The organism is uncultured Maricaulis sp. (assembly GCF_963975345.1).
In the GTDB taxonomy this organism is placed as follows: domain Bacteria; phylum Pseudomonadota; class Alphaproteobacteria; order Caulobacterales; family Maricaulaceae; genus Maricaulis.
The window spans coordinates 50,075-73,949 of record NZ_CAXBGE010000013.1 but is presented as its reverse complement, the minus strand read 5'-3'; the positions used below and the strand labels follow the sequence as shown (position 1 = coordinate 73,949).

Here is a 23,875-nt window from a genome sequence, read left to right as displayed (position 1 = left end):
TACGTCCGGCAATACGGGCCATAGCCTGACAATGAGAAGCCCTGCCTGCGCAAAAAGCAGGCGGGGCTTCTTGCTGTTTGAGAACAGGCCGTCGTGCGATTCTGTCACTTGACCGACCTGAAAGCTTGGAGGAAATCTGTTGCAGTCGAAACAATAGCTCCAGCTGAATCAGCCGTGAGCGGTAGGGGGTTTCATGGCAATCGCGCCATCAAGTGCTCATGCGCATTGGTCGTCACGCTTCGGATTTCTGATGGCGGCGATCGGGTCTTCAGTCGGGCTGGGAAATTTCTGGCGCTTTCCTTACACAGCTGGCGAGAATGGTGGCGCTGCGTTTGTGCTGATTTATGTCGTCTGCGTCCTGTTGATCGGTTTTCCGGTTTTGATGGCAGAACTCTCGGTCGGCCGTTACGGACAGGGATCGGCGGTTGGCTCGGTCGAGAAATTGACGGCCGATAATGGCTCACCGCAATTTTGGACCATGCTCGGCTGGATCGGGATGATCGGCGGCATTCTCGTTCTGTGTTTCTATTCCGTCGTCGCCGGCTGGGTGACATCCTATATTTTCAAAATGTTCGGTGGCGAACTGACCGGGCAGGCGCCGGGCGCAGTGGCGGCGGCATTTGAAGCCTTTACCGCCGATCCCTATGCCGTGCTGTTTTGGCATTCCCTGTTCAGCTTCATGACGATTTTCGTCGTCTCGCGTGGGATTACGGGCGGTATCGAAAAAGCGTCGTCCGTGCTGATGCCGCTCTTCTTTATCATGCTGCTCGGCATGGTGGTCTATGCGATGGTCACTGGCGATGCCGGCGCGGCCTTGAGCTATTTGTTCGCGGTTGATCTCAGCGAAGTGCGCCCCTCAACCTTCTTGGCCGCCGTTGGCCAAGCATTCTTCTCGATCGGGCTGGGTTCGGGGATCATGATCACCTATGGCTCCTATCTCGACAAAAATGCCAATATTGGCCAGTCGGCCGGGATTATCGCCTTTGCCGATACGGCAGTGGCGCTGATCGCGGGCCTGGCGATCTTCCCCTTCGTGTTTGCGTTTACGGCACTGGAACCGAATGCCGGCCCGGCCCTGTTTTTCCAGGCTTTGCCCTCGGCCTTCGCGGCGATGCCTGGCGGCAATATTGTCGGAGCGGCATTCTTCACCCTGGCGCTGATCGCGGCGCTAACTTCATCGATCTCACTGCTGCAGGCCGTCGTCGCCTGGGCTGAGGAGAATTCCAGCCTCGGCCGCAACACCATCACCTGGGTGTTCGGTGGTTTCATCTGGCTGGTCGGTGTCGGCGTCGTGTTCTCGATGTCGTTCTTTGATTTCCTCGACTTCATTTCAGGCAGTCTGGCCCTGCCGCTCGCTGGTCTGTTGATCGCGGTCTTCATGGGTTGGGTGGTCAGGCGCGACATTGCCAAGTCGCAACTCTCGCATGCCTCGCCGCTGCTGTTCGGCTTCTTCCGATTCTCGATGCGTTTCCTCGCACCGATTGCCTTGACGCTGATCCTTGTGCTTGGCCTGGACGACAAGTTCGGATGGGGTCTGACGCAGATGCTGCTTGGCGGCTAGCTGAACTGGTCGGCGAAGCTGTCGGTTGCGCGGACCAGCCCGTCGACAATGCCCGGCTCGCCGGCTGCATGCCCGGCATCGGGGATCATGCGGAGCCTTGCTCGCGGCCATTCGCGGGCGAGGCTCCAAGCTGTCTGGGGCGGCGTCACCACGTCATAGCGGCCCTGGACGATAATGCCTGGCAGATGTTTGAACTGCGGCACGCTGTCGAGCAGGGCGCCGTCATGTTCGAAAAACCCTTTGTGGAAGAAGTAGTGCGTTTCCATCCGGGCGAGAGCATCGGCGCGCAACGGATCGGCCAGCTGTGAAGCGGGCTCGCCGCCCAAACTGATCAGCGCGCTTTCCCAACGTGCCCAAGCGAGGGCGTCGGGGCGCCGCCGCACGACGTCTGGCTCCAGCAGGCGCTCATAATAGGCTTTGACGACATCGCCCCGTTCCGCCTCGCTCAACGGACCGATCAGCCGCTCCCACATGTCGGGGAACAGCATGTTGGCGCCGTGGCGGTAGAACCAGTCGAGCTCGACCTGGCGGCAGGTAAATACCCCGCGCAGGATCAGTCCCAGGCATTGCGCGGCATGTTCGCGGGCATAGGCGAGGGCGAGCGTGGCGCCCCAAGAGCCACCGAACACGACCCATTTATCGACGCCGAGCGCGGCGCGGATGCGTTCGATATCGGCAACGAGGTCAGCTGTGGTATTCGCATTGAGCGCGCCGTGTGGGGTTGATCGGCCGCAACCGCGCTGGTCAAACAGGATGATGCGATATCGGGCCGGATCGAAAAAACGCCGCAGGGCCGGGGAGATGCCACCACCGGGCCCGCCATGCAGGGCGATGACCGGCAGTCCGTCGGGCCGGCCACATTCTTCGAGATAAAGCTCATGCCCGTCGCCGACCGCCAGCCGCGAGGCGCGACTGGGCCGGATTGGCGGGTAGAGCAGGCGGCGTGAGTAAGCGGTGTCCATCGCATCCATCTGTCGTTAGCGCAGCATCAATATAATATTGCATAGCTTATTGTGCCTACTCGCTATATCTTCTCATCCATTGGGGCTGGCTTCGTGTTGGGAATTATCAGTTGATGCGTGGATACCAAGGTGTTCTTGCGGCGATCTGCGCCTGCGGTTTGATCACTGCGTGTGCCAGCGACCCTATTTCACTTGTGGGATCAGGTGTTTCCGACGCAGACCTGCGCGTTAGTCCGGCTCAGGCCAACCTGCTCGATGCTGCTCAGACCCTCCAGACAAGCTATCGCGAGAATGCCTGGGTCAGTCCCGCCGGAGCGATGGAAACCGCGCGCGGCTGGATGGATCGCCTGACGGGACAGCCTGCTGCCACTGAATCTGTCGCGCCCGACCAACCCGGCCAAGCCTATGTTCAATACCGGCAGCTCCTGACTCTGCAGGTGAATGACGCGAATGAGCTCCTGCTCACGGATGTCGCACTCGCGGGTGCACAGGCGCGCCAGTTGGACCAGGCCGCACGCGCCATTATTATCCAGCCTGCCGGATTTACCCGCTCGACGTTGACCCGCGACCTCGCCGAGGTTGAAACCGCAATCGCCTTGACGCGCGAAGCCGTTGCGACTTTTGATGCAACGGTTGTGCTTGTCTCCACGCGGCTGTCAGACGCACAAGTGCTGCAGATCAATACCGAGCGCGACCAGCTCGCCTTTCTGTCCGAAAGCCTTCGGGATCGCGCCGACGAACTGGCACGGCTGCGGCGCGAAATTCGTGACACGCAACCCTTTTCCTGATGCTTGATCCGGCGACTGTCAAAGGCTTCCTCGACCCGCTCGAGGGGGAGGCGCTTGCCGCGCTGGCTCGCGAAGCCGGTCGTCTCGGACCGGTGCTGGAAATTGGCTCTTATTGCGGCAAGTCCGCGCTCTATCTCGGCCCCGCAGCGCGGGCCGCCGGCAGTGTCCTCTACACTCTCGACCATCATCGAGGCTCGGAAGAACACCAAGCCGGCGAAGAGTATCACGACCCCGAATTATACAATGCCGAGCTCGGCGCGGTCGAAACCCTGCCAGCCCTGCGCGACACCCTGTTTCGGGCCGGGCTGGAGGATTGCGTGATCCCGGTCGTCGGGCGCTCGGCGATTGTTGCGGCGCATTGGGCGACGCCGCTCGGCATGGTCTTTATCGATGGCGGACATTCGATGGAGGCCGCTCTGGCCGATTATCAGGGCTGGACCGGCCGGCTGGTGTCCGGCGGTATTTTGGCGATCCATGACGTTTTTCCGGACCCCGCCGACGGCGGCCGTCCGCCCTATGAGATCTGGAAGCTGGCCGTTGCATCCGGCCTGTTCGACAGCGTCAATCGCGTCGGAACGCTGGAAGTCCTGCGCCGCCGCGCTTGAGCGGGTATTCGGGCACGGCGTTTCGGATCAATAGCGTCGAGCCCTTGCTCAAACCCTGAACAGCGTCGGCTGCCAACACCAAGGCGCCGGCCGTCCAGGACGGGCGTTCATAGGGCCAGATGACCCCTTCCTCGAACTGCCAACCCATCCAGTAACCGCCGTCTTTGGCCGCCAGCGGCGCGAGGTCGGCGAGCAAAGCTTCGGCCTGGGCCGTCTTGCCGACCGCCATGCAGGCCAGCGCCAGCTCGGCGGTCTCGGCTGCGGTCACCCAAGGCTCGTCGGCGACGCAGCGGCAACCCAGACCCGGTTCAACAAACTCGGTCCAGCGGGCATAGAGCCGGGCGCGGCCGGTCTCGATGGGGAGAACACCAGCGAGGACGGGGTAATACCAGTCCATCGCGTAGCGGCGGCGATCGATGCCGGTGCGGTCAAAGCGGGCGTCATTCTCGCGCAGTGCGGCACCGAGCCGCTGGCGCGCGACGACCCATTCGCGCTCGTCATGGCCGAGCCGGCGGGCGATTTGGATCGCGCATTCCAGCGCTTTGTAGAGGCTGGCATTGCCGGCGCGTAGCGAGTCCAGTGCGGCCATCTGTTCGCGTGCGTCAGGCGCGCGCCAGACAATATCGCCATGACGCGTCTGATGGCTCAGCACCCAATCGATCGCCCGGCGCAATTGTGGCCAATAGCGTGAGAGGTCCGCCGGCGTGTCGAGCGCCAGCATGGAGCGCAGCAGGGTGACGGCGGCATAGCCGGAGAAATTGGTGTCGCGCGCTGTCTCAGGCGTGCCAGGAACGAGGCGGCGATTGGCATCGTCAAGCGGTACCGAGGCGCCGAGATCCCCGCGCCAGCCACCATCATCGTCTTGGCGCTCGAACAAGGCGTCGAGCGCTTTGCGTGCGGCATGATCGCGACCGGCAATCGCCAGCGCCATCGTGCTCTCACCGTGATTCCACGCATCCCATATGCCGGCCTCGATCCAGGGGATGGAGCCGTCGGGCCGCTGCAGCCGCTCGATATGGTCGGCACAGGCGGCGATGTTGATCTGTCGCGACATTCAGCCGACCTTCCGGAAATACATCACCAGCGATTTACCCATCACCGGTGCCAGCAGCCATTCCAAGCCCTGGGTGAGCAGCGGCTTCTGCATCAAATCCCATTCGAGAAATTTGCGGTAGAGCCGCACGGCGGCGCTGCGCTCACGGCGCTCCCACAAGGCACATTGCAGCCACCAATAGGGGCTGTGAAGGCCATGGGCCCAATGACGTTTGAGGGCGGCAAAGCCCTGCTTGCGCACCTGGTCGCGCAAGGCCTTGGTCCTGAAGATGCGGACATGACCGCCCGGCGTATTGTGATAGGCGGTCGAGAGCTTCCAGCAGATCGCTTCGGGCCAATAGCGTGGCACCGAGGCGGCGAATATTCCGCCGGGTTTCAGGATGCGGGCAATCTCGGCCAGTACGGCGTCGGGATCGGGGACGTGTTCGAGCACTTCCGAACACAGGACCCGGTCGAAACTATTGTCGGCGAAGGGCAGGCGCGCGGCATCACCGGCGCTGAGTACGGCGCTGCGCAGGGGCGAGTGCGGGTCGGGCGGAGGCAATTGGAAGAAGCCATCGAGCGCCGCCTTGACCTCGCCATGCGAAAGATCGACGCCGACGACCTCCAGCGGGATCTCGTTCCAGTAGAGCGCGTGCAAATGCCGGCCACGTCCGCAGCCGAGGTCGAGCACGCGCATGCCAGGCTCCAGCGTCATCTCTTCAAGCCGCATCGTCAACATCAGGCGTTCGGGCTCCGCTCGGCGAGGGCTTCGGTATAGAGCCGTGAGGCGGCCAGGGCGTGGCGCGACCAGTTGAATTCTGTCTTCGCCCGGGCGGCGGCCCGGATACCGAGACGGCGCGCCTCGTCGGGGCTGTCGAGCAGGCGGGCAAGGTCTTGCGCCAGGCTTGCCGCATCGCCAGCCTTCGAGATCAGTCCTGCATCGCCAACGACTTCCGGCAAAGCGCCACCATCACTGGCGGCGACCGCAGCGCCGCAGGCCATCGCCTCGGCAGCGGGAAAGCCGAAGCCTTCAAAGCGCGCCGGGCAGGCGACGATGTGGGCGCGGCGATAGAGTTGGGCGATGGCTTCGCGGGTCAGATTGGCGCTGGTGGTGACGCGGCCGCTCAGCCCATGGGCGGCGAGGGCCTGTTTGGCGGGACCGTCGCGCAGGGTGCCGATGATGTGCAGCCGGGCCAGCGGACGCGCGGCCGCGACACGGGCGAGGGCGTCGATCAGTACGTCGAGCCCTTTGATCGGGGCGTCGGCGCTGGCGGTGGTGACGATCAGTCCCGTCTCGACCTGTGCCGCTGGATCGGGAAGGAAGATGTCATGGTCAATGCCGTTGAAGGCGACGCGGACATGGTCGGTATTGATGCCGTAATGGGCGGCGTGGCTGTCGCTGGCAGCTTGGGAAACAGCGAGCAGGCGCGGCAGGTTACGCGCGGTGCGCGCTTGCATGCTGACGAAGTGATACCAGCGGCGCGTCAGGGCGCGCTGCCACCATTTGGCGCCAGCGGCGAGGGCGTAATCACGGTCAATGGCGATGGGATGATGCACGGTGGTGATCACCGGCAGGCGGCGATTGATGCGCAGGAAAGGAGTCGCCAGCGTCTGATTGTCGTGCACGACGTCGAAGCGGTCACCCTCGCGGGCCAGCAAGCGTTCAAGCCTGCGGGAGAAGGCGTAAAGCTCGCCGAATGCACCGCTATTATGGGCCAGCCATTCCGACATATCCGCCCAGGACGACAGGTGCCGCAGGCGCAGGGCCATGAAGGCATTTTCTTCGGCAAACAAATCGAGCGAGGGCAGTTGGATCAGTTCGATACCGTCATCGAGCTGCGGATAGGGCGGGCCGGATGCGACGGTGACGGTGTGGCCAAGGTCGCGCAAACTGCGTGACAATTCACGGATATAGACACCCTGACCGCCAACATGCGGGTGTGAGCGATAACCGGTGACCAACACGCGAAGCGGGCGGATGGATGCCTCGTGAATACTGGCATCCGCACAGTCCAATGTCGCGGTGTCCGCATCCATGAATGATCATTCCCAAGCTTCAATCTGGCGGCGAACCTATCGCGGTGAACACTGTTCGCCAAGCGCATCATGCCTATGCAGGAACAGCGGCACGGGTTATGGGCTTCGCGCATCAAAGGATTGCAATGTTCAGATCGCCCGGATTCCGTTTTGCCACCTATTACGGGGCGTTCTACCTCACTCTGGGGGCCTTCCTGCCGTATTTCCCCAAATGGCTGGACGGGCGGGATCTGAGTGCGGAATGGATTGGCTGGATCGTTGCGGCCGGATTGGCTGGGCGGACGCTGGTCTCGCCGCTGGGTGCGCGCTGGGCCGATAATGCCCGGCGCAATCGCGATCCGATTCTGCTTTTTGCCCTGGCCGCTACCCTCGTATTTGCTGCTCACTACCCGGTACACTCGCCCTGGGTGCTCGTTATCCTGTCGTTCCTGTCCGGTGCGGTTCTGTTTGGACAGATCCCGGTGATCGACGCCTTTGCGCTGCGCCAGGCCCGCGATGGTCTGTTCGTGTTTGGTCCGGTGCGGGCCATCGGCTCGGTGATGTTCATCGTCAGCAATTTCGCCGTCGGTGCACTGATTGACTGGCGCGGCAGCGAGACGATTCTGGCGTGCATCGTGTTCGGTGCGATTGCGATCGCCGTGGCGGCGGCACGTCTGCCGGCCGGCGAACGGGCGCCGCACCCACCGGCACTCGAAGCTGACTTCACCGTGCTGCGCCGTTTGGTGGCGGGACCGTTTGGACTGGCGCTGGCGGCGTCGGCCCTGATCCAGGGCGGGCATGGCTTTTATTATGCCTTCTCGGCGGTGGCTTGGTCGGCACAGGGCTATAGCGATCTGACCATCGGGGCGCTATGGGCCTGCGGCGTTGCGGTGGAGATCGTCTTTATCTGGCTGTCTGGACGCGGTTGGCTGGGACGCTTGAGCCCGGCGGGTCTGTTGATGCTGGGCGGCGGCGGCTCGATCCTGCGTTGGGGGTTGACCGCATTGGCGCCGCCGCTTTGGGCCCTGTTCGCACTGCAATGCCTGCACGCGCTGAGCTTCGCTGCGACCTATCTGGGCTTTCTGCGCTTTGCGGCGCATTCGGTGCCCGACCGGTTTGCCGCGACCGGGCAGGCGATCAATTCGGCGCTGTCCGGCGGTGTGGCGATGGCGGTGGCTTCGGCGGTGTCGGGATACTTCTTCGCCCGGCTGGGAACGGGCGGTTTTGCGATCATGATCCTGCCGGCTGCAGCAGGCCTGGCTGCAGCAATACTGCTCGCGCGTGTTTCTCCACTCCCTGCGACGAAAGAAATCGACTAGGCTTGTGACCATGAGGGGAAATCAAGCAAAGTCTGACACCGGTGCCCGGGTGGATTTGCGCGACGATGCGGGCAAAACCGTCGTTGAGGCTCATGGCGACTGGACGATCGACACGATCAGCCGGGTCGATACGGCCATTCGCAATGTTGAAACCAGTGTCGAGCCCGACATGATTGTCGTCGACCTGACCCAGCTTGGGCGCGTTGATACCTCCGGTGCCTATATGCTCGGGCGGGTGACGCGGCGCTGCGGCGTTCCCGACGGCGATTTCCACTATCTCGGCCGGCATCCAACGGCGCGGCGCTTGATCGAAGAAGTTCGGCGGCGCAGCCAGGTCTGTCCACCAGATCCGCCACGCGGTTTCGGCTTCGTCGAAGCGCTGGAGCGGATCGGCTCAGGACTCGAAGCCGCCTTCGCGGAAACCATTGAGACGATCGCCTTTTTCGGACAGACCATTACAACCGGCCTGCGCACCCTGGTGCGTCCGTCGAGCTTCCGATTGACCTCAACGATATGGGCGATGGAAGAGGTCGGCGTCAATGCGCTGCCCATCGTGGCGGTCTTGTCCTTCTTCATCGGCGCTGTCGTCGCCTATATGGGCGCCAACCTGCTCGCCGAGTTTGGCTTTGCGATTTTCAGCGTCGAGTTGATCGGGATTTCCGTGTTGCGCGAATTCGCGGTTCTGATCACGGCGATCCTGCTGGCTGGCCGTTCCGACTCGGCGTTTACCGCCTCGATTGGCGCGATGAAAATGCAGCAGGAAATCGACGCCATGAAGGTATTGGGCCTGAACCCGTTTGAAGTTCTGGTCCTGCCGCGTGTGGTCGCTTGCGTATTGATGGCGCCGCTTTTGACCTTTGCAGCGATGATCACCGGCATTTTCGGCGGCATGCTGGTGGCTTGGACTGCCCAGGATATTTCCCCGGCCGTCTTCATTGCGCGCCTGCATTCCGAACTCGACTGGAGCCATTTCTGGGTCGGGATGTCGAAAGCACCGGTCTTTGGCCTTGTGGTGGCGATCGTCGGGTGCCGCCAAGGCATGAAAGTGGCCGGCGATGTCGAATCCCTCGGCCGCCGCGTCACCGCCTCGGTAGTGCAATCGATCTTCATCGTGATTGTCGTCGAGGCGATGTTTGCGATGATGTATCTGGAGCTGGGCATATGAGCGACGATGTCCTGATCGCCATACGCGGCCTGAAGACAGCCTTCGGCCCACATGTCGTGCACGAAGGTCTCGATCTGGATATCCGGCGCGGCGAAATTCTCGGCCTGGTCGGCGGGTCCGGTACTGGCAAGACCGTGTTGATGAACGCCATTCTTGGCCTGCAAAAATATGAGGCCGGCGAAATCCTGTTCGACGGCCGGCCCTTCTCGGCCATGAAAGCGGCCGAGCGGCGGCGTGTCGACAGCCGCTGGGGCGTTTTGTTCCAGAACGGGGCGCTGTTCACCTCGCTCAGCGTGCTCGAAAACGTCATGGCGCCGCTGCGCGAGCATATCGATATGCCGGTGGCGCTGATGGAAGAAATCGCCGGGATGAAGCTCGGCCTGGCCGGGCTCGACCCCAGTGTCGCTGAGCGCTTTCCCTCGGAATTGTCAGGCGGTATGCGCAAGCGCGTCGCCCTGGCGCGGGCCTTGGCGCTCGATCCGGATATCCTGTTTCTTGACGAACCGACCGCCGGGCTCGACCCGATCGGTGCGGCGGCGTTCGATACCCTCATTCTGGAATTGTCGCGGGCGCTGAACCTGACCGTATTGATGATCACACACGATCTCGACAGCCTGTATGCCATCTGTGACCGAATTGCCGTACTCGCCGATAAACGTGTCGCGGCAGTTGCGCCCCTGGAGGCGTTGATGCGAAACCCTCATCCGTGGATCCAGGAATATTTTCATGGGCCCCGCGGGCGCACGGCCAATGCCGGCAAGGAGAGCTAGACGATGGAAACCAAGGCACATCATGTCCTTGTCGGCCTGTTTGCGCTGATCCTGATCGCGGGCGGCGGCATTTTCGCTGTTTGGCTCGGCAAGGTATCCTTCGACGAGGATTACGCTTTTTACGATGTCGTCTTCGAGGGCCCAGTCCGCGGCCTGCGCGAATCCGGCGAAGTCCGCTTCAATGGTATCCAGGTCGGCGAGGTCACATCACTCGGGCTCGATGGCCAAAGCCGCGTGATCGCGCGCGTCCGCGTGCTGGCGCAAACGCCGGTTCGCGTTGACAGTTTCGCCCAGCTGGAACCGCAGGGCCTGACTGGCCTGTCCTATATTTTGATCACGGGCGGCTCTGCCGACGCACAACGCCTGCTCAGCCCGGCCAGCCGGCAACCGCCGCGGATTTTCGCGCGCCGGGCTCAATTGGAAGGTCTGGTTGAGGGCTCTGAAGATGTGCTCGACGCAGCGCAGCTGGCGCTGTTCAGACTGTCAGAATTGCTCAATGACCAGAATGTCGAGGAATTTTCGGCAACCCTGGTCAATCTGCGCGAGATCACCGACCGGCTCAATTCCGAGCAGTCACTCGTAGACGACATGCGCACGACGATTGGGCGGATCGACACTGCCGCAGCAGATATCTCCAGTGCCGCGATCTCCCTGCAAGAGTTCGGCGCCACGGCTGAGGCCTTCCTGCTCAATGACATGGCGCCGGCGGTCAATGAAACCACAGCCGCCGCAATTGCCGTCAATCAGGCTGCGACCGATACAAGCACGCTGATGATGTCGGTGACCCCGGCGCTGCAGTCCTTCGCGCAAGAGGGTTTGGTGGATCTGACCCAGACGGCCGGCGATCTCAGCCGGTTGGTTGATTCGCTCGAGCGCAGCGCCTCTGAATTTGAAAACAATCCGGGCGGCTTCGTGGCCGGTTCACCGCGTCAAACCGTAGAGGTGCCGCAATGAGATCCCTGTCTTCCATCAAGCCGGTTCTGATTACCCTATGTGCCCTGTCACTGTCGGCCTGCGTGTCGCTCTTGCCGGAGTCCACCCCGTCCTCCGTCTATCGCCTCTCCTCGCCCGAGCCGAGCGCCTGGACCGGTGAGGGGAGGACCATTGTCAGGATCGTGTCGCCACAGGCGCCGCGCGGTCTTGCCGGTGACGAAATCGCTATCCAGATGGCTGACGGGCATATTGCCTATATGGCGGCTGCGCGCTGGATCGCACCGGCACCGCGCATCATGCAGAATCTCATCGTTGATACGTTCAACGCGGCCGGTTCCCGCGTCGCACCGGTTGTGCCGGACGATGGCGTGCGGGCCCAATATGAGCTGCGGCTGGATTTGCGCGAATTTGAAGCCGTTTATGATCAGGGCGATGGACGGGCGCCGCTGATCCGCATCCGGCTGGCCGCGCGTCTGATTGCCAGCGATGGGCGCCAGCTCGCCGGATCCAATGTGTTCAGTGGTGAAGCCCGCGCCTCGGCCAATCGCGCCGGTGCGATTGTCGCCGCCTTCGACCAGGCAGCCGGGCAGGTCAGCCAGAATCTGGCCGAGTGGACCGCCGATCAAACCGCCGACTAGCCTGATTTCACTCTGGCCGGTTTAAACCGGAGGGGATCAGCTCTCGTCCTTGTCCCGTTTTGATGACCGTTTCGACGGGCTGGAATTGGCGGCGCTGGCAGTTTCGCCCTCGCCGTCTTCTTCTGGCATGCTCGAGAGCAAATCCTTCCAGCGCCAGCCCGGTTCGGTCGCCGGGCGACCGCCGCGTTCAGGGAATCCAACACTGGTTTCGACCGCACGCGGCGCGCTGCGGCGTGGTTGACCACCGGTCAGCGGCTTGTGCATGTCCTGTTCGGTATCTGTGACAACCGGCTCGGCCGTCTCCTCTTCAACCGGTTTGCGCTGCCGGCCCAGCAGGGGATCGGGCAATTCATTACTGCCTAGATCGGGCACGCGCCGGCCTCCGGCGACGGAGCCCATCCGCAACATGAAATCGCTGAGCAATTCGTAATTTTGCCGGATGCGTGCCTGGAAAGCCGCGTCGATCTCTTGCGATTCCTCGGCTGCAACCATGGCGGCGGCATTGAGGCCTTCCAGACCGCGACGCAGGGCATCGGCCGCTTCCTGGGCACGTTCGCGCGCCATCACCGGCATTTCAGCCAACCGGGTGGTCATGGTGTCGATATGGCGCTCGACCGTCTGGGTCTCGACCCGGGCGGAGGCGAGCACGGCTTCCAGCCGGCGGCGGACGGATTCGGCCGCTTCGTCGGCGACCTGAGAGGCGCGGGCGGTGAGCTTGTCGGCTTCGGCGAGGCGCAGCTGGAAGGCATCATCCGACCGCTTCGCCGCGTTGAAGGCGATCTCATTGGCGTGTTCAACTTTTTCCGTCACTGCATCGGCCTGGGCCTCGATCGCTTCGATTGCGGCTTCCGAGATGGCCTTGGCTTCCTGGGCCGATGCGACGAGGCGGGCGAGGGCGGCCTCGTGTTCACGGGCCGCATGTTCGGACTCCGCACGGACGCGACCGGCCAAGCTGTGGGCGCGTTCCAATGCATCGTCGACGGCCTGCTTGAAGGCGGCGGCGCCCTTGGTCGATGCCGAAGTCAGCGAATCGGCGCCATCGCGGGCCGTCGCGGCCATCACATCCAGTTCGGCGCGGTGGAAATCGAGCGCGGCTGCGATCTTTTCCTGTTCCTTGCGCAAGGCTTCGCCGGCTTCGCTGAGACGACCGCGATGCTTGACATAAGCCGCGTCGAGATTGTCGGTTCGCTCTTTGAGCGTGTCGGACAGCTCGTGCAGATGCGCCGTGCGTTCGGACAGTTTGGTGGCGGCGATATTGGAGCGTTCGGTCACGGAAGCGCCGGCATCCTGCAGGCTGTCGACGCTGGCCTGTATGCGGCGGCCGCTATCGCTGGCCTGGTTGGCTGCCAGTTCGGAGGCCGCTGCCACCATTTTGGACTGGTCGGAAATCGCGGCGGCAATCAGGGCGGCCTTGTCGTCGAGGGATTCGGAGACTTCGCCGAGGCGGAGCCTTTCCTTGCGCAATCCCTTGAGCAATTCCTCGGTCCGGTCGCGGGCATCTGTCGCCGATAACTCCAGCGATTCGGCGTGGTGGCTGATCACTTCTTCCATCGCGGCCAAGCGCGCGAGGGCGCTTTCGAGTGCGGAATTGATGCGCTCCACTTCGCCGGTCACCGCCTGCGACAGGGTCTGGACCTCTTGGCGGGCATATTGGGCGGGATCAGTGAGGCGGCGGATGGCGTGTTCGACGCGGCGGGTATTGTGCGCATTGCGCACAACTTCGCGCGCCATTAGGCCGCTCATGATGAAGAGCAGGGCTGGCGCGATGGCGAAAACGGCCAGACCGGTCAATTGTCCGAAACCGTATTGGCCGAGGCGTTCAAGACTCTGCACCCCGAGGGCGCCCCAAATGAAGGCGGCAGCACCGCCCACCCAGAGCAGGGCAAAGCTGTTGGCCAGCCAGATCAACCACGCGCCGCCGGGGCGTTCGCCGGACGTGACCCGTTCGCTCGCCACCGATTCCGCCAGTTCGGCGTTGACGGTGTCGCGCTGACTTGCCGGGACGGGGCGGTCACCGTCTGGGTCCGCCACGCTGATTTCAGCAAGATGGATTGATTTTTCTAGCGTTTTTTTGGTCATATTGCGCTCGATCGGGCCATGAAGCGTTTTCGCTCCCGGATAGGGTCTGATACCGGGACGGTCAAGTTTGCCATAATGACAGATGATAGGCACAGAAGCGCGCCGCCGACACAGATAATCTATGCAAATTGGATAATTGCGCGCGACAATTCGCCCAATTCAAAGCCGAATTAGCTGTCGTAGCGGTCCGATGGAGTGACGAAATACGGCTTGGTGCTGTGGATCAGCGCGTCGGATCCGGCGAAGCAATCGCCGCTCGCTGCAGCCGGGAAGCCGGACAATTCGTATGCGTCCGATGGGGTCCAGACGACGGCTTGGCGGAATTCGGTCGGTTCGGGGGCGAAACAGGGCTGCGGCGGCTCATAGGCGATGCCGAGTACCGACAGGCCCATCACCGCGAACCATTCAATCAGAGAGATCAGAAGCTGGATCATGACGTATTCGCACCCCAAGGCGTGTCCGCATGTGCGAATTGTTTATGAATTTTATTGAGTCTCGATACAATTCCTGAATGTCGTCTATTGCGTGAAATCTTCGTAAGAATATGGCGGAAACCGGGCGAATTCGCCTGATGAGGGTGAAAATGCCGGAAATCGCGCCATCGCAACGCCATGACAGCCTCGACGCCCTGCGCGGATTTGCGGTGCTGGCGATGTTGGCGGTGAATATTCAACTCTTCGCCTGGGTCTGGATATCTGCCGATATTCCGGCCCTGCAAGCCAGCTTTGAGGGCTGGGGCAATCGCGCCGTCTGGTTGGTGACCCAGAGCCTGATATCGCAGAGCGGCGCGACCCTGTTTGCGGTCCTGTTCGGGGCGGCGCTGGTCTTGAGTGCACAGGCGGCGCGGGATAACCCGCTGCGGCAATGGCCAAGACTGAGCTGGCTGCTGCTGCTCGGCCTGCTGCACGCCTATCTGTTCTGGTTTGGCGACCTCTTGGTGCCGCTGGCTCTGGTGGCGATGATTGTCGTCACCGCCAATAGCATGACCGTGCGCGGGTTGTGGGGACTGGGGCTCGGCCTGATCGGCTTTACCGGGCTGATGCTCTTGGCCGGCAGCGGGATTGGCAGCCTGATTGGCGGCAATATCACCGCAGCCGAGGCGATGGGATTCAATCCCGAGGCAATCACGCATATCGAGGCCTTGTATCAAACCGGCTTCCTGGCGCGTCTGGGCTATAATATGAGCATCGCGCTGCAGTCGGAGATGATGCAAATCGTCTTCATGAGCGGACGCCTCGCCGGCTGCATGCTGCTGGGCATGGCCGGGGTGAGGTCGGGTTTTCTGACCGGGCATTGGACACAGCGCCAGTATGGCCTGATCGCGGCGATTGCCCTGGCGCTGGGCGTGATCGTGTGCGCCGCCGGGGCTTGGCATTCACTGGCGTCAGGCTTTTCGCCGGCGGCCGTGTTGCAAAACCGGGTGACGCAGTATTTCGGCAGCCTCGCGCTGGCGCTCGGGTATGCTGCCGCTTTCGTGCTCGCGGCTCAGCTGGATCTCGCCCGGGCCGGGCGTGCGGCGCTGGCGGCGGTTGGCCGGATGCCGATCAGCAATTATTTCCTGCAGACTCTGTTGATGACATTCTTGTTCGTTGGCTTTCCGGGGCTGGGCCAGTTTGGCCAGGTCGACCGGCTCGGCCAGGCGCTGATCGTGCTCTCGATCTGGGTGGCGCAGGTGTTTGGTTCGATCTTCTGGCTGCAGCGCTACCAATACGGCCCGGTGGAATGGCTGTGGCGCTCCCTCGCCGCCGGGCGGGTTCAGGCCTGGCTGCGCTAATCCTTATTCGGCGTCGGGCTGATTTTCCGGCGCCGCACGCTGGAATGCCGGCAGGGCGAGGCAGGCGGCTTCGGCGCCCATCAGGGTCGGGAAGGCTGCCAGATCGACCTCCCAACGGCGGGCATTGACCAATTGCGGCAGCAGGTAAATCTCGGCCATGCCCGGCGCGTCGCCGTGCAGGAAGGCTGTCTTGCGAGGCACCTCTTTGACGAGTGTCTCCAGCGCCGCCAGCCCGCTCTGGGTCCAGCGATGCGCCCAGGCTTTCATCCCCGCCGGGCCCTGTCCGAGGTCGTCGCCGATCGCCTTGAGAATGCGCAAGTTCTGCACCGGATGCGTATCGCAGCCGATCACGGCCGCCCAGGCGCGCACCCGGCAACGCTCCAGCGGATCGGAGGGCAGCAGGGCGGGCTCAGGCCAGGTCTCCTCGATCCATTCCAGGATGGCTGGCGATTGCATCAACAGCGCATCGCCATATTTGAGCACCGGCACCAGGCCTTGCGGCTGCATCGCCAGCCAAGCCTCGCTCTTCTGCTCACCCGTTTTCAGATTGATCGCGACCTGGTCATACTCGACGCCCTTGAGATTGAGCGCGATGCGCAGCCGGTAGGCGGCGCCGGAACGCCAATAGCCATAAAGGACAGGTTTCATCGCGATCTCCAATCGGGCGGGGCTCAGGTGATGGTGAACTCAAGCGGTGGCAGGCCGTCAATCTCGGCCTTGACGCGGTCATCGCGCTGCAATGGTCCGACGCCGGCCGGCGTGCCGGTGAAGACGAGGTCGCCCGGCTTGAGGGTGAAATAGCGCGCCAGTTCCGACAGCACGCGGCGCGGGGCCAGGATCATTTCCGACAGATCGCCGGACTGGCGGCGCACCCCATTGACCTTCAGCGAGATCTTGCCGCGTTCGGGCACCGGTCCGAAGCGCAGCAGTCCGACCGGCGCGGAATTTTCAAACGCCTTGCCGATCTCCCATGGCCCGCTCTTGGCCTTCATCGCGCCTTGCAGATCGCGCCGGGTCAGGTCAACGCCGACGGCACAGCCCATGATCGCGCCGCCATCGCCGAGTGCGAGCACCAGCTCGACCTCGTGATGCAGGTCCGAGGTGGCTTGCGGATAGGGCAGGCGCGAGCCTGTAAAAACCGCATCGGTCGGCTTCATGAAGAAGATCGCCTCGGCGGCAGCGCCCATTTCCTTGGCGTGGTCAGCATAATTGCGGCCAATGCAGAAAACGCGGCGGACGGGAAAGCGGCGCTCATCACCTTCGATCGGCAGGCTTGGCAGGTCGGCTGTCGGGATAATATCGGTCATGGTGATGAAATAGCGCGACAAACGGGGCGACGTCGAGCCGGAAATGGCGTGTTGCTGCAACCGGTTTGCCTCACCGGCCCGAAGCCTCTGAGGCAACCGTCAGCTTCGGGGTGTCACCGCCCGGATTCGCGTTCCCAGCTGGCGGGCGATCCGGCCCGAGGCGAGCATGGCCAACACGGTCGCGGTCGCGAAAATATAGACGCCGGGCAGGGTCGAGGCGGCGAAGACGAAGCTGTCGCGCACGCTGAAAATCACCAGTGCCAACACCAGGACATCGGCCATTGACCATTTGCCGAGCATTTCCAGAAAGCGCAGATCGCCGGCTCCGATGCCCGGCGCGCGGGAAAATTGCAGCCGCCACATCCAGATCAGCTTGAAGCCCGGAAACACGACCGAAAATCCCAGGACCACAGCCGCGAGCAGGAATTCGCCATCCCGCAACAGGGCCCAGCCGAAACCGAGAATCGAGTGCTCGCCGCTCCATAGCCCGAATTGAGTCGTGCGCAGGGCTGGCAGGAGGAGGCCGAGCGGTAACAGGCAGGAGGTCAGCAAGAGCAGGGCCGTATTGGCCTGCCCGGCGCCGTGATCAGCCAGCGCGCGCGGCGCGATGTCCCCGTTAGCTTTCCCCATCAGCAATTGTTGGAACCGAAAACAGGCAAAACAACGGCAGCGCTAACGCAGCCTTTCGCGGGCGCTCTGCAGCAGGGCTTCACAGCCGGCTTCGCTGTCGAGGACGACATAGAGGCCGTATTGCGCCGCGACGCGTGTATCGCCGTCCTCTTCATGCTCGCGGAAACCGGCGATCCGGGCGTAGTAGCGCGTGGGTAGATCCAGTCGCGTATCGGGCATGCACCACACATCCTCGTCCGGCGCGGCGAAACGCATCGGGCCATAGCCGGGAATGGTCGAGTGGAAGATGGCGGTCTGGCTGCTGCGGGCTTCGTCATGGATCAGGGAGAGGCGTTCATTCGACACGGCGTCGGAGGAATGCAGCCAGTTATAGCGCACACCCTGGGTGAAGCGCGCCGGCCGGCAGTCTCCGGGCGGGTAGAAGGGTTCGCGGCAAAACTGGAGCTCGGCGACCGGCTCTGCTTGGTGGAAAAAGGTCTCGAGCTGAACGATATCGCTGGCCATGGCTGGCGCGGCCGTGGCGGCAAGGCTTGTCAGCGCGCCTAGCACACACGGTATTGATCGCAGCACGCGCATAACAAGTCCCAAACCCGGTTCAATGGTGCGCTTGAGATCGAGGCCAGCGCCAAGCCTGCTTTACAGCCTCGATACCGCGCAACGGAAGTCCCGGGCCCCAACATGACTGACAGGTAATCTTCCCGATACGGGCCACAGTCGCCGGTTGCTTGGCACGGCAGTCTGGAAAAGACGTGGGGAAGATTGGTGCGCCCAGTAAGATTCGAACTTACGACCCGCTGATTAAGAGTCAGCTGCTCTACCAACTGAGCTATAGGCGCGCCGGGGTTGGAAGCGGCGGAACATACGCGAGATTGTTCACAAAGCAAGGCCACGATATCAGCGATTTTTGGCGGCTGCGACGGTGTTTCGGCAAGGCTTGATTTACCTTGGGAAAAGATATTGCGGCGGTGTCCGCGCCCGTTAAGTGCGATGTTAACAAGGCGGGTGCGAGGGTGAGGCCATGATGTTCGCACAGTCACATTCCCCGGCACCGCTGTTCGATGCGGCGCATCTGGCTCGCTACACCGATGGCGATGAGGCTTTGAAAGCCGAATTGCTCAACTTGATGTGCGAGCAGGCGCGGCGGTGTATCGCGCTGATGGCGACAGCGGGCGACCGCGAGGCGTGGATTGCGGCCACCCATACATTGAAAGGCGCGGCGCGCGGGGTCGGCGCTGTTGTGCTCGGCGATGTCTGCGAGGCCGTCGAGGCGCTGGAGCCTGCCGACTGGCCGGCCGCCGCGCGAGCGGTGGAACATGCGTTTTTCGAAACCCAGGCCTGTTTCGCCGAGAGCTGATCAGCGCTCGCGGGTGCGATCCCAGACGGTAAATTCATAGGCGATGGACTGACGGATAAGCTCGCGCCAGACTGGCTCGACGATCGCGGTCGTGACCCCAATACGCGTCGCTTCGGCGGTGACTTTTTCCACTACATCGGCAATGCGCCAATCATCATGCACCACGTCGCGCGATGGCTTGATCCGCGCGGCGGCCTCCATGAAGCGCGTGCGCTCGGCGATCAGGGCGACGAGCTGACGGTCGACGGCGTCGACGCCTTCGCGGACCTCCGCCATGGTGCGGCAGGCCTCGGGGTTGGGGGCAGTCGCAGTCGTCATTTCACTCAACCTCTCGCCGGTACCGGGCGTTTATAGGCGGCAGCAGGGCTGCGTCCAAGGGGCGGATTGAAGCAGGTGCAGATGGCCCATGATTGCCGCCTCGACCTCGGCCCGGTCCACGCTATGCTGGTGGCTCGACGATGGAGACTCGCGATGACACAACCGGTCAGGATTTTCGGTGACCGCCGCAGCGGCAATTGCCTGAAAGTGAAATGGACCGCCGACTATCTGGGCATTCCCTATCAGTGGAATGAGATCGATGTCGTCAAGGGCGAGACCCGCACGGAAGATTTCCTCGCCATCAATCCGGCCGGACAAGTGCCCTGCCTCGAGCGCGAGGATGGCCGTATCCTGGCCCAGTCCAACGCGATCATTTTCCATCTCGCTGGCGGCTCGCCGCTGATCCCGGCTGACAGTTTCGACACCGCCAAAATGCTCGAATGGATGTTCTGGGAACAATATAGCCACGAGCCGGCGATTGCCGTGCGCCGCTTTCAGAAAGCCTTCGAAAAACTGCCCGAGGATTCAATCGACCCGGCCCTGATGGCCAAGGGCCGCCGGGCACTGGGCGTGATGGAAATGCGGCTGCTGTCGCGTGACTTCATTGTCGGCGACACGATGACGCTCGCCGATATTTCGCTGGTCGCCTATACGCGCCTCGCCGATGAAGGCGGGTTCGATCTCGATGAATTCCTCAATGTCCGCGGCTGGGTCGCCCGCATTGATCAGGAACTCGGGCTCGATCCTGACGACGGACGCGTCAATCCGGGTTGATAGGGTGTGGCGTTGAACCCAAACATCGAAGCCGTGCCGCAATTCGGCCTCTGCGAGGCGGGTGCGCCCTATAAGGAGCGTCCCTGCGCATTCGGCATCGCGCTGGATGATGTCGGCCGCATCGCCTTGGTCAGCATTGCCCGCGAGACCTATGTCAATTGGGATCTGCCCGGCGGGATGATCGACCCCGGCGAGAGCGAGGCCGAAGCCTTGGCCCGCGAATTCTGCGAGGAAACCGGCTGGACGGTCACGCCCGGCGCTCTGGTGACGCGGGCCGAACAATTCACCATCACGCGCACCGGCGAGCGCCGCCGCAATCAGTGCGGCTTCTTCCTGTGTGATTTCGTCGAGATGAATGGCGGCAAGATCGAGGAGGATCACGAACTGGTCTGGCTCGACCCGCACGAGGCGCTGACGCGCCTGCGCCATCCGGCGGCCGCTTGGGCGGTGACGCAATGGCTGCGGATGGGGCGGGTGTGTAACCGCGCTAGCTAGCGAGCCAGCTCCTTGCCCCGGCTCGCTTCAGCGAGCCAACTCCTTGATCGCCTCGTCAACGCCTTCCAGCGTTAGCGGGAACATGCGCTGGGTGCCGATCAGCTCCTGCACCAGCTTGGTGGAATAGGAATATTCCCACCATTCCTCGGGCTGCGGATTGAGCCAGATCAGATTGGGCCAGGTTTCCACTAGGCGCTTGATCCAGACCGAGCCGGATTCCTCGTTCCAGCCTTCGACCGATCCGCCCGGATGGGTGATCTCATAGGGCGCCATCGCGGCATCGCCGACGATGATCACTTTCCAGTCGTGCGGATATTTGTGGATCAGATCGAGGGTGGGCACGGTCTCGGCGCGCCTGCGCAGATTGGAGCGCCAGACGCCCTCATAGGGACAATTGTGAAAGTAGAAATATTCCAGGTTCTTGAAGGTCGAGCGCGAGGCCGAGAAGAGTTCCTCGCACAGCTTCACATAGGGATCCATCGAGCCGCCGACATCGAACAGCGCCAGCACCTTGATCGCATTGCGCCGCTCGGGCCGCATCACGACATCGAGCCAGCCCTGGCGGGCGGTGGCGTCGATTGTATTGCCCAGATCAAGCTCGTCCTGGGCCCCGTCGCGGGCGAATTTGCGCAGGCGGCGCAGCGCGACTTTCAGATTGCGCGTCCCCAGTTCGCGGTCGCCATCGAGGTCCTTGTAGCGGCGCTTTTCCCACACCTTGGCGGCGCGCTTGTGCTGGCCCGGCCCGCCAATGCGCACGCCGGCCGGATTATAGCCGCCATGGCCAAAGGGCGAGGTGCCGCCGGTGCCAATCCATTTCGAGCCGCCCTCATGGCGCTCTTCCTGCTCGGCGAGCCGCTTCTTCAGCGTCTCCATCAGCTCCTCGAAGGGCAAGGCCTGCATCGCGGCCATCTCCTCTTCGGTGAGCAGTTTTTGCATCATTGCCTTGAGCCAGTCGTCGGGGATCTCATTCTCTTCGAACAGATCGCCGAGCGTCTCGATGCCCTTGAAGACATGCGCGAACACCTTGTCGAACTTGTCGAAGGCCTTCTCGTCCTTGACCAGGGCGGCGCGGCTGACGGCGTAGAAGTGCCCGATATCCGGTTCGATCACGCCCTTGTCGAGCGCTTCAAGAAGCGTGAGATATTCCCGCGTCGTGACGGGGATTTTGGCGGCGCGCAGCTGGGTGAAGAAGTGATGGAGCATGGGGGCTATATAGCTGCTTGCCGCGCGTCAACGATAGCCCGCGACTGTGTCAGCCGGTGCGCTCGCCGAAGGTCACGCACAGCCCAACCGGGTCCAGGACGGCAAATTCCCGAAATCCCCAGGGCTGTTCCTCAAGCTTGGAATTGGGGTGAACGACGCCCGCTTCGACAGCCCGCGCATAGAGCGCATCAATCCCCGTGACATCGACCCGGCATGAGGCCCAGCGGCAGGCATGCGGGTTATCGGTCAAGGAAATCTGGATTTCGACCGTGCCGACATGGACGCCGCCATAGATAGGAGGCGTGTCCCAGGACCAGGTTTCGAAGCCCAGCTTGTCGCGGAAGAAGGCCAGGCTGGCGGGCACGTCTGTCGACGGCAAGACCGGGATGGCGCGGATGAATTTCGTGTCAGTCATGGCAGCTCCTCCACGCCAATCTATATCAGGGTTTCAGCCTTTCCAACGCCGCGATATCGGCCTTCATCAACGCGTCCGAGGCCTGTGCAATCCGCTCCACCGTCCAGTCCCACCAGGCGAGCGTCTGCAGGCGCGCGGCGACGTCCTCGGGCAGGCGGCGCTTGATCATCCGCGCGGGATTGCCGCCGACGATGGTGTAGGGCTCGACATCGCTGGTGACGACGGCTTTGGTCGCGATGATGGCGCCATTGCCGATGGTGACGCCGGGCATGATGGTCGCGCCCCAGCCAATCCAGACATCATGACCCACGGTGATCCCGCCCTTGTTGGGCCAGGCACCGGGATCGGGCTCGCCCCAGCAGCCGAAGATCGGGAACGGATAGCTTGAGAGCCGGTCGGCGAAATGATTGCCGCCATTGAGGACAAAGCTGGCATCGGCGGCGATCGAGCAGAATTTCCCGATCACCAGCCGGTCATCGATGAAATCGAAGGCGTATTTCACCTGTTCGGCAAAGCGCGCCGGATCGGTGAAGGAATGGATATAGCTGTAATCCCCGGCTTCGATCTTGGGGTGATCGACGAGCAGAGGTTTGAGATAGGCCATGGACGGCGCGGCCGGGATGGGGTGGCGCGTCATGGGGTCGAGCGCAGGGTGGATGGCAGGCATGACAGGACTCCGGGCGTGATTTCACAAGGTCTCAGGTGAAATGCGCCTCCGGCTTTGCGGGGCGCGGTTTAGCCGCGCTGGTCCATGTCACTCTCCATCGTTTGAACTGGAGTAATACCATCGCCAGAAGGGCGGCGCCAGTTCCGTTTAAGCCGCCCCCGGCCCACGCCCCGGTCCGCCGGCCGGCGCTCTGCGCGCCATGAAGGCCAGTTTCTCGAACAGCATCACGTCCTGCTCATTCTTCAGCAGGGCTCCGTGCAGCGGCGGGATCAGTTTGCGCGGGTCCTGTTCGCTGAGCAAAGACGGGTCGATATCTTCGATCAGGAGGAGTTTGAGCCAGTCGAGCAATTCCGATGTCGAGGGCTTCTTCTTGACGCCGGGGACCGAGCGGATCTCGTAGAACAGTTTGAGCGCTTCGGCGAGCAGACGGCTTTTGAGGCCCGGGAAATGGACGTCGACAATGGCGCGCATCATCTCTTCGTCGGGGAAGGCGATGAAGTGGAAGAAACAGCGGCGCAGGAAGGCGTCGGGCAGTTCCTTCTCATTGTTCGAGGTGATGATGACGACAGGGCGCTCGGCGGCCTTGATGGTCTCACCGGTCTCGTAGACATGGAATTCCATCCGGTCGAGCTCCTGCAGGAGATCATTGGGGAATTCGATATCGGCTTTGTCGATTTCATCGATCAGCAGGACGGAGCGCTTGGTCGCCGTGAAGGCCTCCCACAGCTTGCCCTTGCGGATATAATTGGAGATGTCGTGCACGCGCTCATCGCCGAGCTGGCTGTCGCGCAGACGCCCGACGGCGTCATACTCATAGAGGCCCTGGCGTGCCTTGGTGGTCGATTTGATGTGCCACTCCAGCAGCGGCATGCCGAGCGCTTCGGCGACCTGGCGAGCCAGTTCGGTTTTGCCCGTGCCCGGCTCGCCCTTGACGAGCAGCGGACGCTCCAGAGCGATCGCGGCGTTGACCGCGGCGCTCAATTCGCTGTCAGCGACGTAGCTATCTGTACCTTGAAAACGCATGCAACCGACTTAGCGCGATTATCCCGGAGAGGGTAGGGGGGGAG

General features: G+C 62.7%; 27 protein-coding genes and 1 tRNA gene. 12 read left to right on the top strand and 16 right to left on the bottom strand.

Annotated elements, in window-relative coordinates:
• Nucleotides 1-193 precede the first annotated feature (193 nt).
• Nucleotides 194-1,561: a sodium-dependent transporter gene (locus AAC029_RS13935; RefSeq protein WP_339748925.1), complete on the top strand. Its 1,368-nt coding sequence runs from the start codon at nucleotides 194-196 to the stop codon at nucleotides 1,559-1,561.
• On the opposite strand, the gene pip is transcribed toward AAC029_RS13935, so the two are convergent.
• Nucleotides 1,558-2,523 (bottom strand): prolyl aminopeptidase, encoded by a 966-nt coding sequence (gene pip, locus AAC029_RS13930; RefSeq protein WP_339748923.1) that lies wholly within the window; start codon nucleotides 2,521-2,523, stop codon nucleotides 1,558-1,560. The two genes, AAC029_RS13935 and pip, sit on opposite strands and share 4 nt — an antisense overlap.
• Nucleotides 2,524-2,636: 113 nt before the next feature.
• Here pip and AAC029_RS13925 point away from each other — a divergent pair, with 113 nt between their 5' ends.
• Both AAC029_RS13925 and AAC029_RS13920 read left to right on the top strand, forming a co-directional pair.
• The gene (locus tag AAC029_RS13925; protein WP_339748921.1) at nucleotides 2,637-3,311 is read left to right on the top strand and encodes a hypothetical protein; all 675 of its coding nucleotides are present in this window, start codon (nucleotides 2,637-2,639) and stop codon (nucleotides 3,309-3,311) included.
• Nucleotides 3,311-3,916 carry a class I SAM-dependent methyltransferase gene (locus AAC029_RS13920; RefSeq protein ID WP_339748919.1) on the top strand — a complete coding sequence of 202 codons (606 nt, stop codon included), beginning with the start codon at nucleotides 3,311-3,313 and terminating at the stop codon, nucleotides 3,914-3,916. The genes AAC029_RS13925 and AAC029_RS13920 overlap by 1 nt, the downstream gene beginning before the upstream one ends.
• On the opposite strand, the gene AAC029_RS13915 is transcribed toward AAC029_RS13920, so the two are convergent.
• From AAC029_RS13915 to AAC029_RS13905, 3 genes are read right to left on the bottom strand one after another with little or no spacing between them, the layout of a single operon-like run.
• The gene (locus tag AAC029_RS13915; RefSeq protein WP_339748915.1) at nucleotides 3,873-4,970 is read right to left on the bottom strand and encodes a hypothetical protein; all 1,098 of its coding nucleotides are present in this window, start codon (nucleotides 4,968-4,970) and stop codon (nucleotides 3,873-3,875) included. The genes AAC029_RS13920 and AAC029_RS13915 overlap by 44 nt on opposite strands.
• The gene (locus AAC029_RS13910) at nucleotides 4,971-5,690 is read right to left on the bottom strand and encodes a methyltransferase domain-containing protein (protein WP_339748912.1); all 720 of its coding nucleotides are present in this window, start codon (nucleotides 5,688-5,690) and stop codon (nucleotides 4,971-4,973) included.
• Nucleotides 5,690-6,988 (bottom strand): glycosyltransferase family 4 protein, encoded by a 1,299-nt coding sequence (locus tag AAC029_RS13905; RefSeq protein WP_339748909.1) that lies wholly within the window; start codon nucleotides 6,986-6,988, stop codon nucleotides 5,690-5,692. The genes AAC029_RS13910 and AAC029_RS13905 overlap by 1 nt, the downstream gene beginning before the upstream one ends.
• 125 nt (nucleotides 6,989-7,113) lie before the next feature.
• On the opposite strand from AAC029_RS13905, the gene AAC029_RS13900 reads away from it, so the two are divergent.
• The 5 genes from AAC029_RS13900 to AAC029_RS13880 are packed head-to-tail and all read left to right on the top strand — an operon-like array spanning nucleotide 7,114 to nucleotide 11,792.
• The gene (locus AAC029_RS13900) at nucleotides 7,114-8,286 is read left to right on the top strand and encodes an MFS transporter (RefSeq protein WP_339748907.1); all 1,173 of its coding nucleotides are present in this window, start codon (nucleotides 7,114-7,116) and stop codon (nucleotides 8,284-8,286) included.
• Nucleotides 8,287-8,296: 10 nt separating this feature from the next.
• Nucleotides 8,297-9,451: an ABC transporter permease gene (locus AAC029_RS13895; protein ID WP_339748904.1), complete on the top strand. Its 1,155-nt coding sequence runs from the start codon at nucleotides 8,297-8,299 to the stop codon at nucleotides 9,449-9,451.
• Nucleotides 9,448-10,221 carry an ABC transporter ATP-binding protein gene (locus AAC029_RS13890; protein ID WP_339748901.1) on the top strand — a complete coding sequence of 258 codons (774 nt, stop codon included), beginning with the start codon at nucleotides 9,448-9,450 and terminating at the stop codon, nucleotides 10,219-10,221. The genes AAC029_RS13895 and AAC029_RS13890 overlap by 4 nt, the downstream gene beginning before the upstream one ends.
• A gap of 3 nt (nucleotides 10,222-10,224) precedes the next feature.
• Nucleotides 10,225-11,175 carry an MlaD family protein gene (locus tag AAC029_RS13885; protein ID WP_339748898.1) on the top strand — a complete coding sequence of 317 codons (951 nt, stop codon included), beginning with the start codon at nucleotides 10,225-10,227 and terminating at the stop codon, nucleotides 11,173-11,175.
• Nucleotides 11,172-11,792 (top strand): ABC-type transport auxiliary lipoprotein family protein, encoded by a 621-nt coding sequence (locus tag AAC029_RS13880; RefSeq protein WP_339748896.1) that lies wholly within the window; start codon nucleotides 11,172-11,174, stop codon nucleotides 11,790-11,792. Before AAC029_RS13885 ends, AAC029_RS13880 begins: the two co-directional genes overlap by 4 nt.
• Nucleotides 11,793-11,828: 36 nt before the next feature.
• On the opposite strand, the gene AAC029_RS13875 is transcribed toward AAC029_RS13880, so the two are convergent.
• The gene (locus AAC029_RS13875) at nucleotides 11,829-13,871 is read right to left on the bottom strand and encodes a hypothetical protein (RefSeq protein WP_339748894.1); all 2,043 of its coding nucleotides are present in this window, start codon (nucleotides 13,869-13,871) and stop codon (nucleotides 11,829-11,831) included.
• 170 nt (nucleotides 13,872-14,041) lie between these two features.
• Complete coding sequence (locus AAC029_RS13870; protein WP_339748891.1) at nucleotides 14,042-14,305, bottom strand: hypothetical protein; 264 nt, start codon at nucleotides 14,303-14,305, stop codon at nucleotides 14,042-14,044.
• 137 nt (nucleotides 14,306-14,442) lie between these two features.
• Here AAC029_RS13870 and AAC029_RS13865 point away from each other — a divergent pair, with 137 nt between their 5' ends.
• Nucleotides 14,443-15,645, top strand: coding sequence for a DUF418 domain-containing protein (locus AAC029_RS13865; protein WP_339748888.1), 1,203 nt, complete (start codon nucleotides 14,443-14,445; stop codon nucleotides 15,643-15,645).
• Between the two features lie 3 nt (nucleotides 15,646-15,648).
• On the opposite strand, the gene maiA is transcribed toward AAC029_RS13865, so the two are convergent.
• From maiA to AAC029_RS13840, 5 genes are all read right to left on the bottom strand, one after another.
• A complete protein-coding gene (maiA, locus tag AAC029_RS13860) occupies nucleotides 15,649-16,293 on the bottom strand; it encodes a maleylacetoacetate isomerase (RefSeq protein WP_339748885.1) in 645 nt (214 codons plus the stop codon).
• Between the two features lie 23 nt (nucleotides 16,294-16,316).
• Complete coding sequence (locus AAC029_RS13855; RefSeq protein WP_339748883.1) at nucleotides 16,317-17,012, bottom strand: fumarylacetoacetate hydrolase family protein; 696 nt, start codon at nucleotides 17,010-17,012, stop codon at nucleotides 16,317-16,319.
• A gap of 39 nt (nucleotides 17,013-17,051) precedes the next feature.
• A complete protein-coding gene (locus tag AAC029_RS13850) occupies nucleotides 17,052-17,582 on the bottom strand; it encodes a paraquat-inducible protein A (protein WP_339748881.1) in 531 nt (176 codons plus the stop codon).
• Between the two features lie 42 nt (nucleotides 17,583-17,624).
• Complete coding sequence (locus tag AAC029_RS13845) at nucleotides 17,625-18,086, bottom strand: hypothetical protein (protein WP_339748878.1); 462 nt, start codon at nucleotides 18,084-18,086, stop codon at nucleotides 17,625-17,627.
• Nucleotides 18,087-18,342: 256 nt separating this feature from the next.
• Nucleotides 18,343-18,418 (bottom strand) — tRNA-Lys (locus tag AAC029_RS13840).
• Between the two features lie 182 nt (nucleotides 18,419-18,600).
• On the opposite strand from AAC029_RS13840, the gene AAC029_RS13835 reads away from it, so the two are divergent.
• Entirely contained in the window at nucleotides 18,601-18,936 is a 336-nt protein-coding gene (locus tag AAC029_RS13835; RefSeq protein WP_339748876.1) for an Hpt domain-containing protein, read from the top strand.
• Here AAC029_RS13835 and AAC029_RS13830 read toward each other — a convergent pair whose 3' ends face one another.
• On the bottom strand, nucleotides 18,937-19,254 hold the full coding sequence (locus tag AAC029_RS13830; protein ID WP_339748874.1) for a chorismate mutase: 318 nt from the start codon (nucleotides 19,252-19,254) through the stop codon (nucleotides 18,937-18,939).
• Between the two features lie 153 nt (nucleotides 19,255-19,407).
• On the opposite strand from AAC029_RS13830, the gene AAC029_RS13825 reads away from it, so the two are divergent.
• Both AAC029_RS13825 and AAC029_RS13820 read left to right on the top strand, forming a co-directional pair.
• Entirely contained in the window at nucleotides 19,408-20,028 is a 621-nt protein-coding gene (locus tag AAC029_RS13825) for a glutathione S-transferase family protein (protein ID WP_339748872.1), read from the top strand.
• Nucleotides 20,029-20,040: 12 nt separating this feature from the next.
• Complete coding sequence (locus AAC029_RS13820) at nucleotides 20,041-20,523, top strand: NUDIX domain-containing protein (RefSeq protein WP_339748869.1); 483 nt, start codon at nucleotides 20,041-20,043, stop codon at nucleotides 20,521-20,523.
• 27 nt (nucleotides 20,524-20,550) lie between these two features.
• Here AAC029_RS13820 and AAC029_RS13815 read toward each other — a convergent pair whose 3' ends face one another.
• The 4 genes from AAC029_RS13815 to AAC029_RS13800 all read right to left on the bottom strand — a co-directional run bounded on the left by AAC029_RS13815 (nucleotide 20,551) and on the right by AAC029_RS13800 (nucleotide 23,831).
• Nucleotides 20,551-21,726, bottom strand: a complete 1,176-nt coding sequence (locus tag AAC029_RS13815) for a VWA domain-containing protein (protein WP_339748866.1) — start codon at nucleotides 21,724-21,726, stop codon at nucleotides 20,551-20,553.
• 49 nt (nucleotides 21,727-21,775) lie between these two features.
• Entirely contained in the window at nucleotides 21,776-22,141 is a 366-nt protein-coding gene (locus tag AAC029_RS13810; protein ID WP_339748863.1) for a VOC family protein, read from the bottom strand.
• Between the two features lie 25 nt (nucleotides 22,142-22,166).
• Nucleotides 22,167-22,808, bottom strand: coding sequence for a CatB-related O-acetyltransferase (locus AAC029_RS13805; RefSeq protein ID WP_339748860.1), 642 nt, complete (start codon nucleotides 22,806-22,808; stop codon nucleotides 22,167-22,169).
• Between the two features lie 147 nt (nucleotides 22,809-22,955).
• The gene (locus AAC029_RS13800; protein WP_339748857.1) at nucleotides 22,956-23,831 is read right to left on the bottom strand and encodes a MoxR family ATPase; all 876 of its coding nucleotides are present in this window, start codon (nucleotides 23,829-23,831) and stop codon (nucleotides 22,956-22,958) included.
• Nucleotides 23,832-23,875 lie beyond the last annotated feature (44 nt).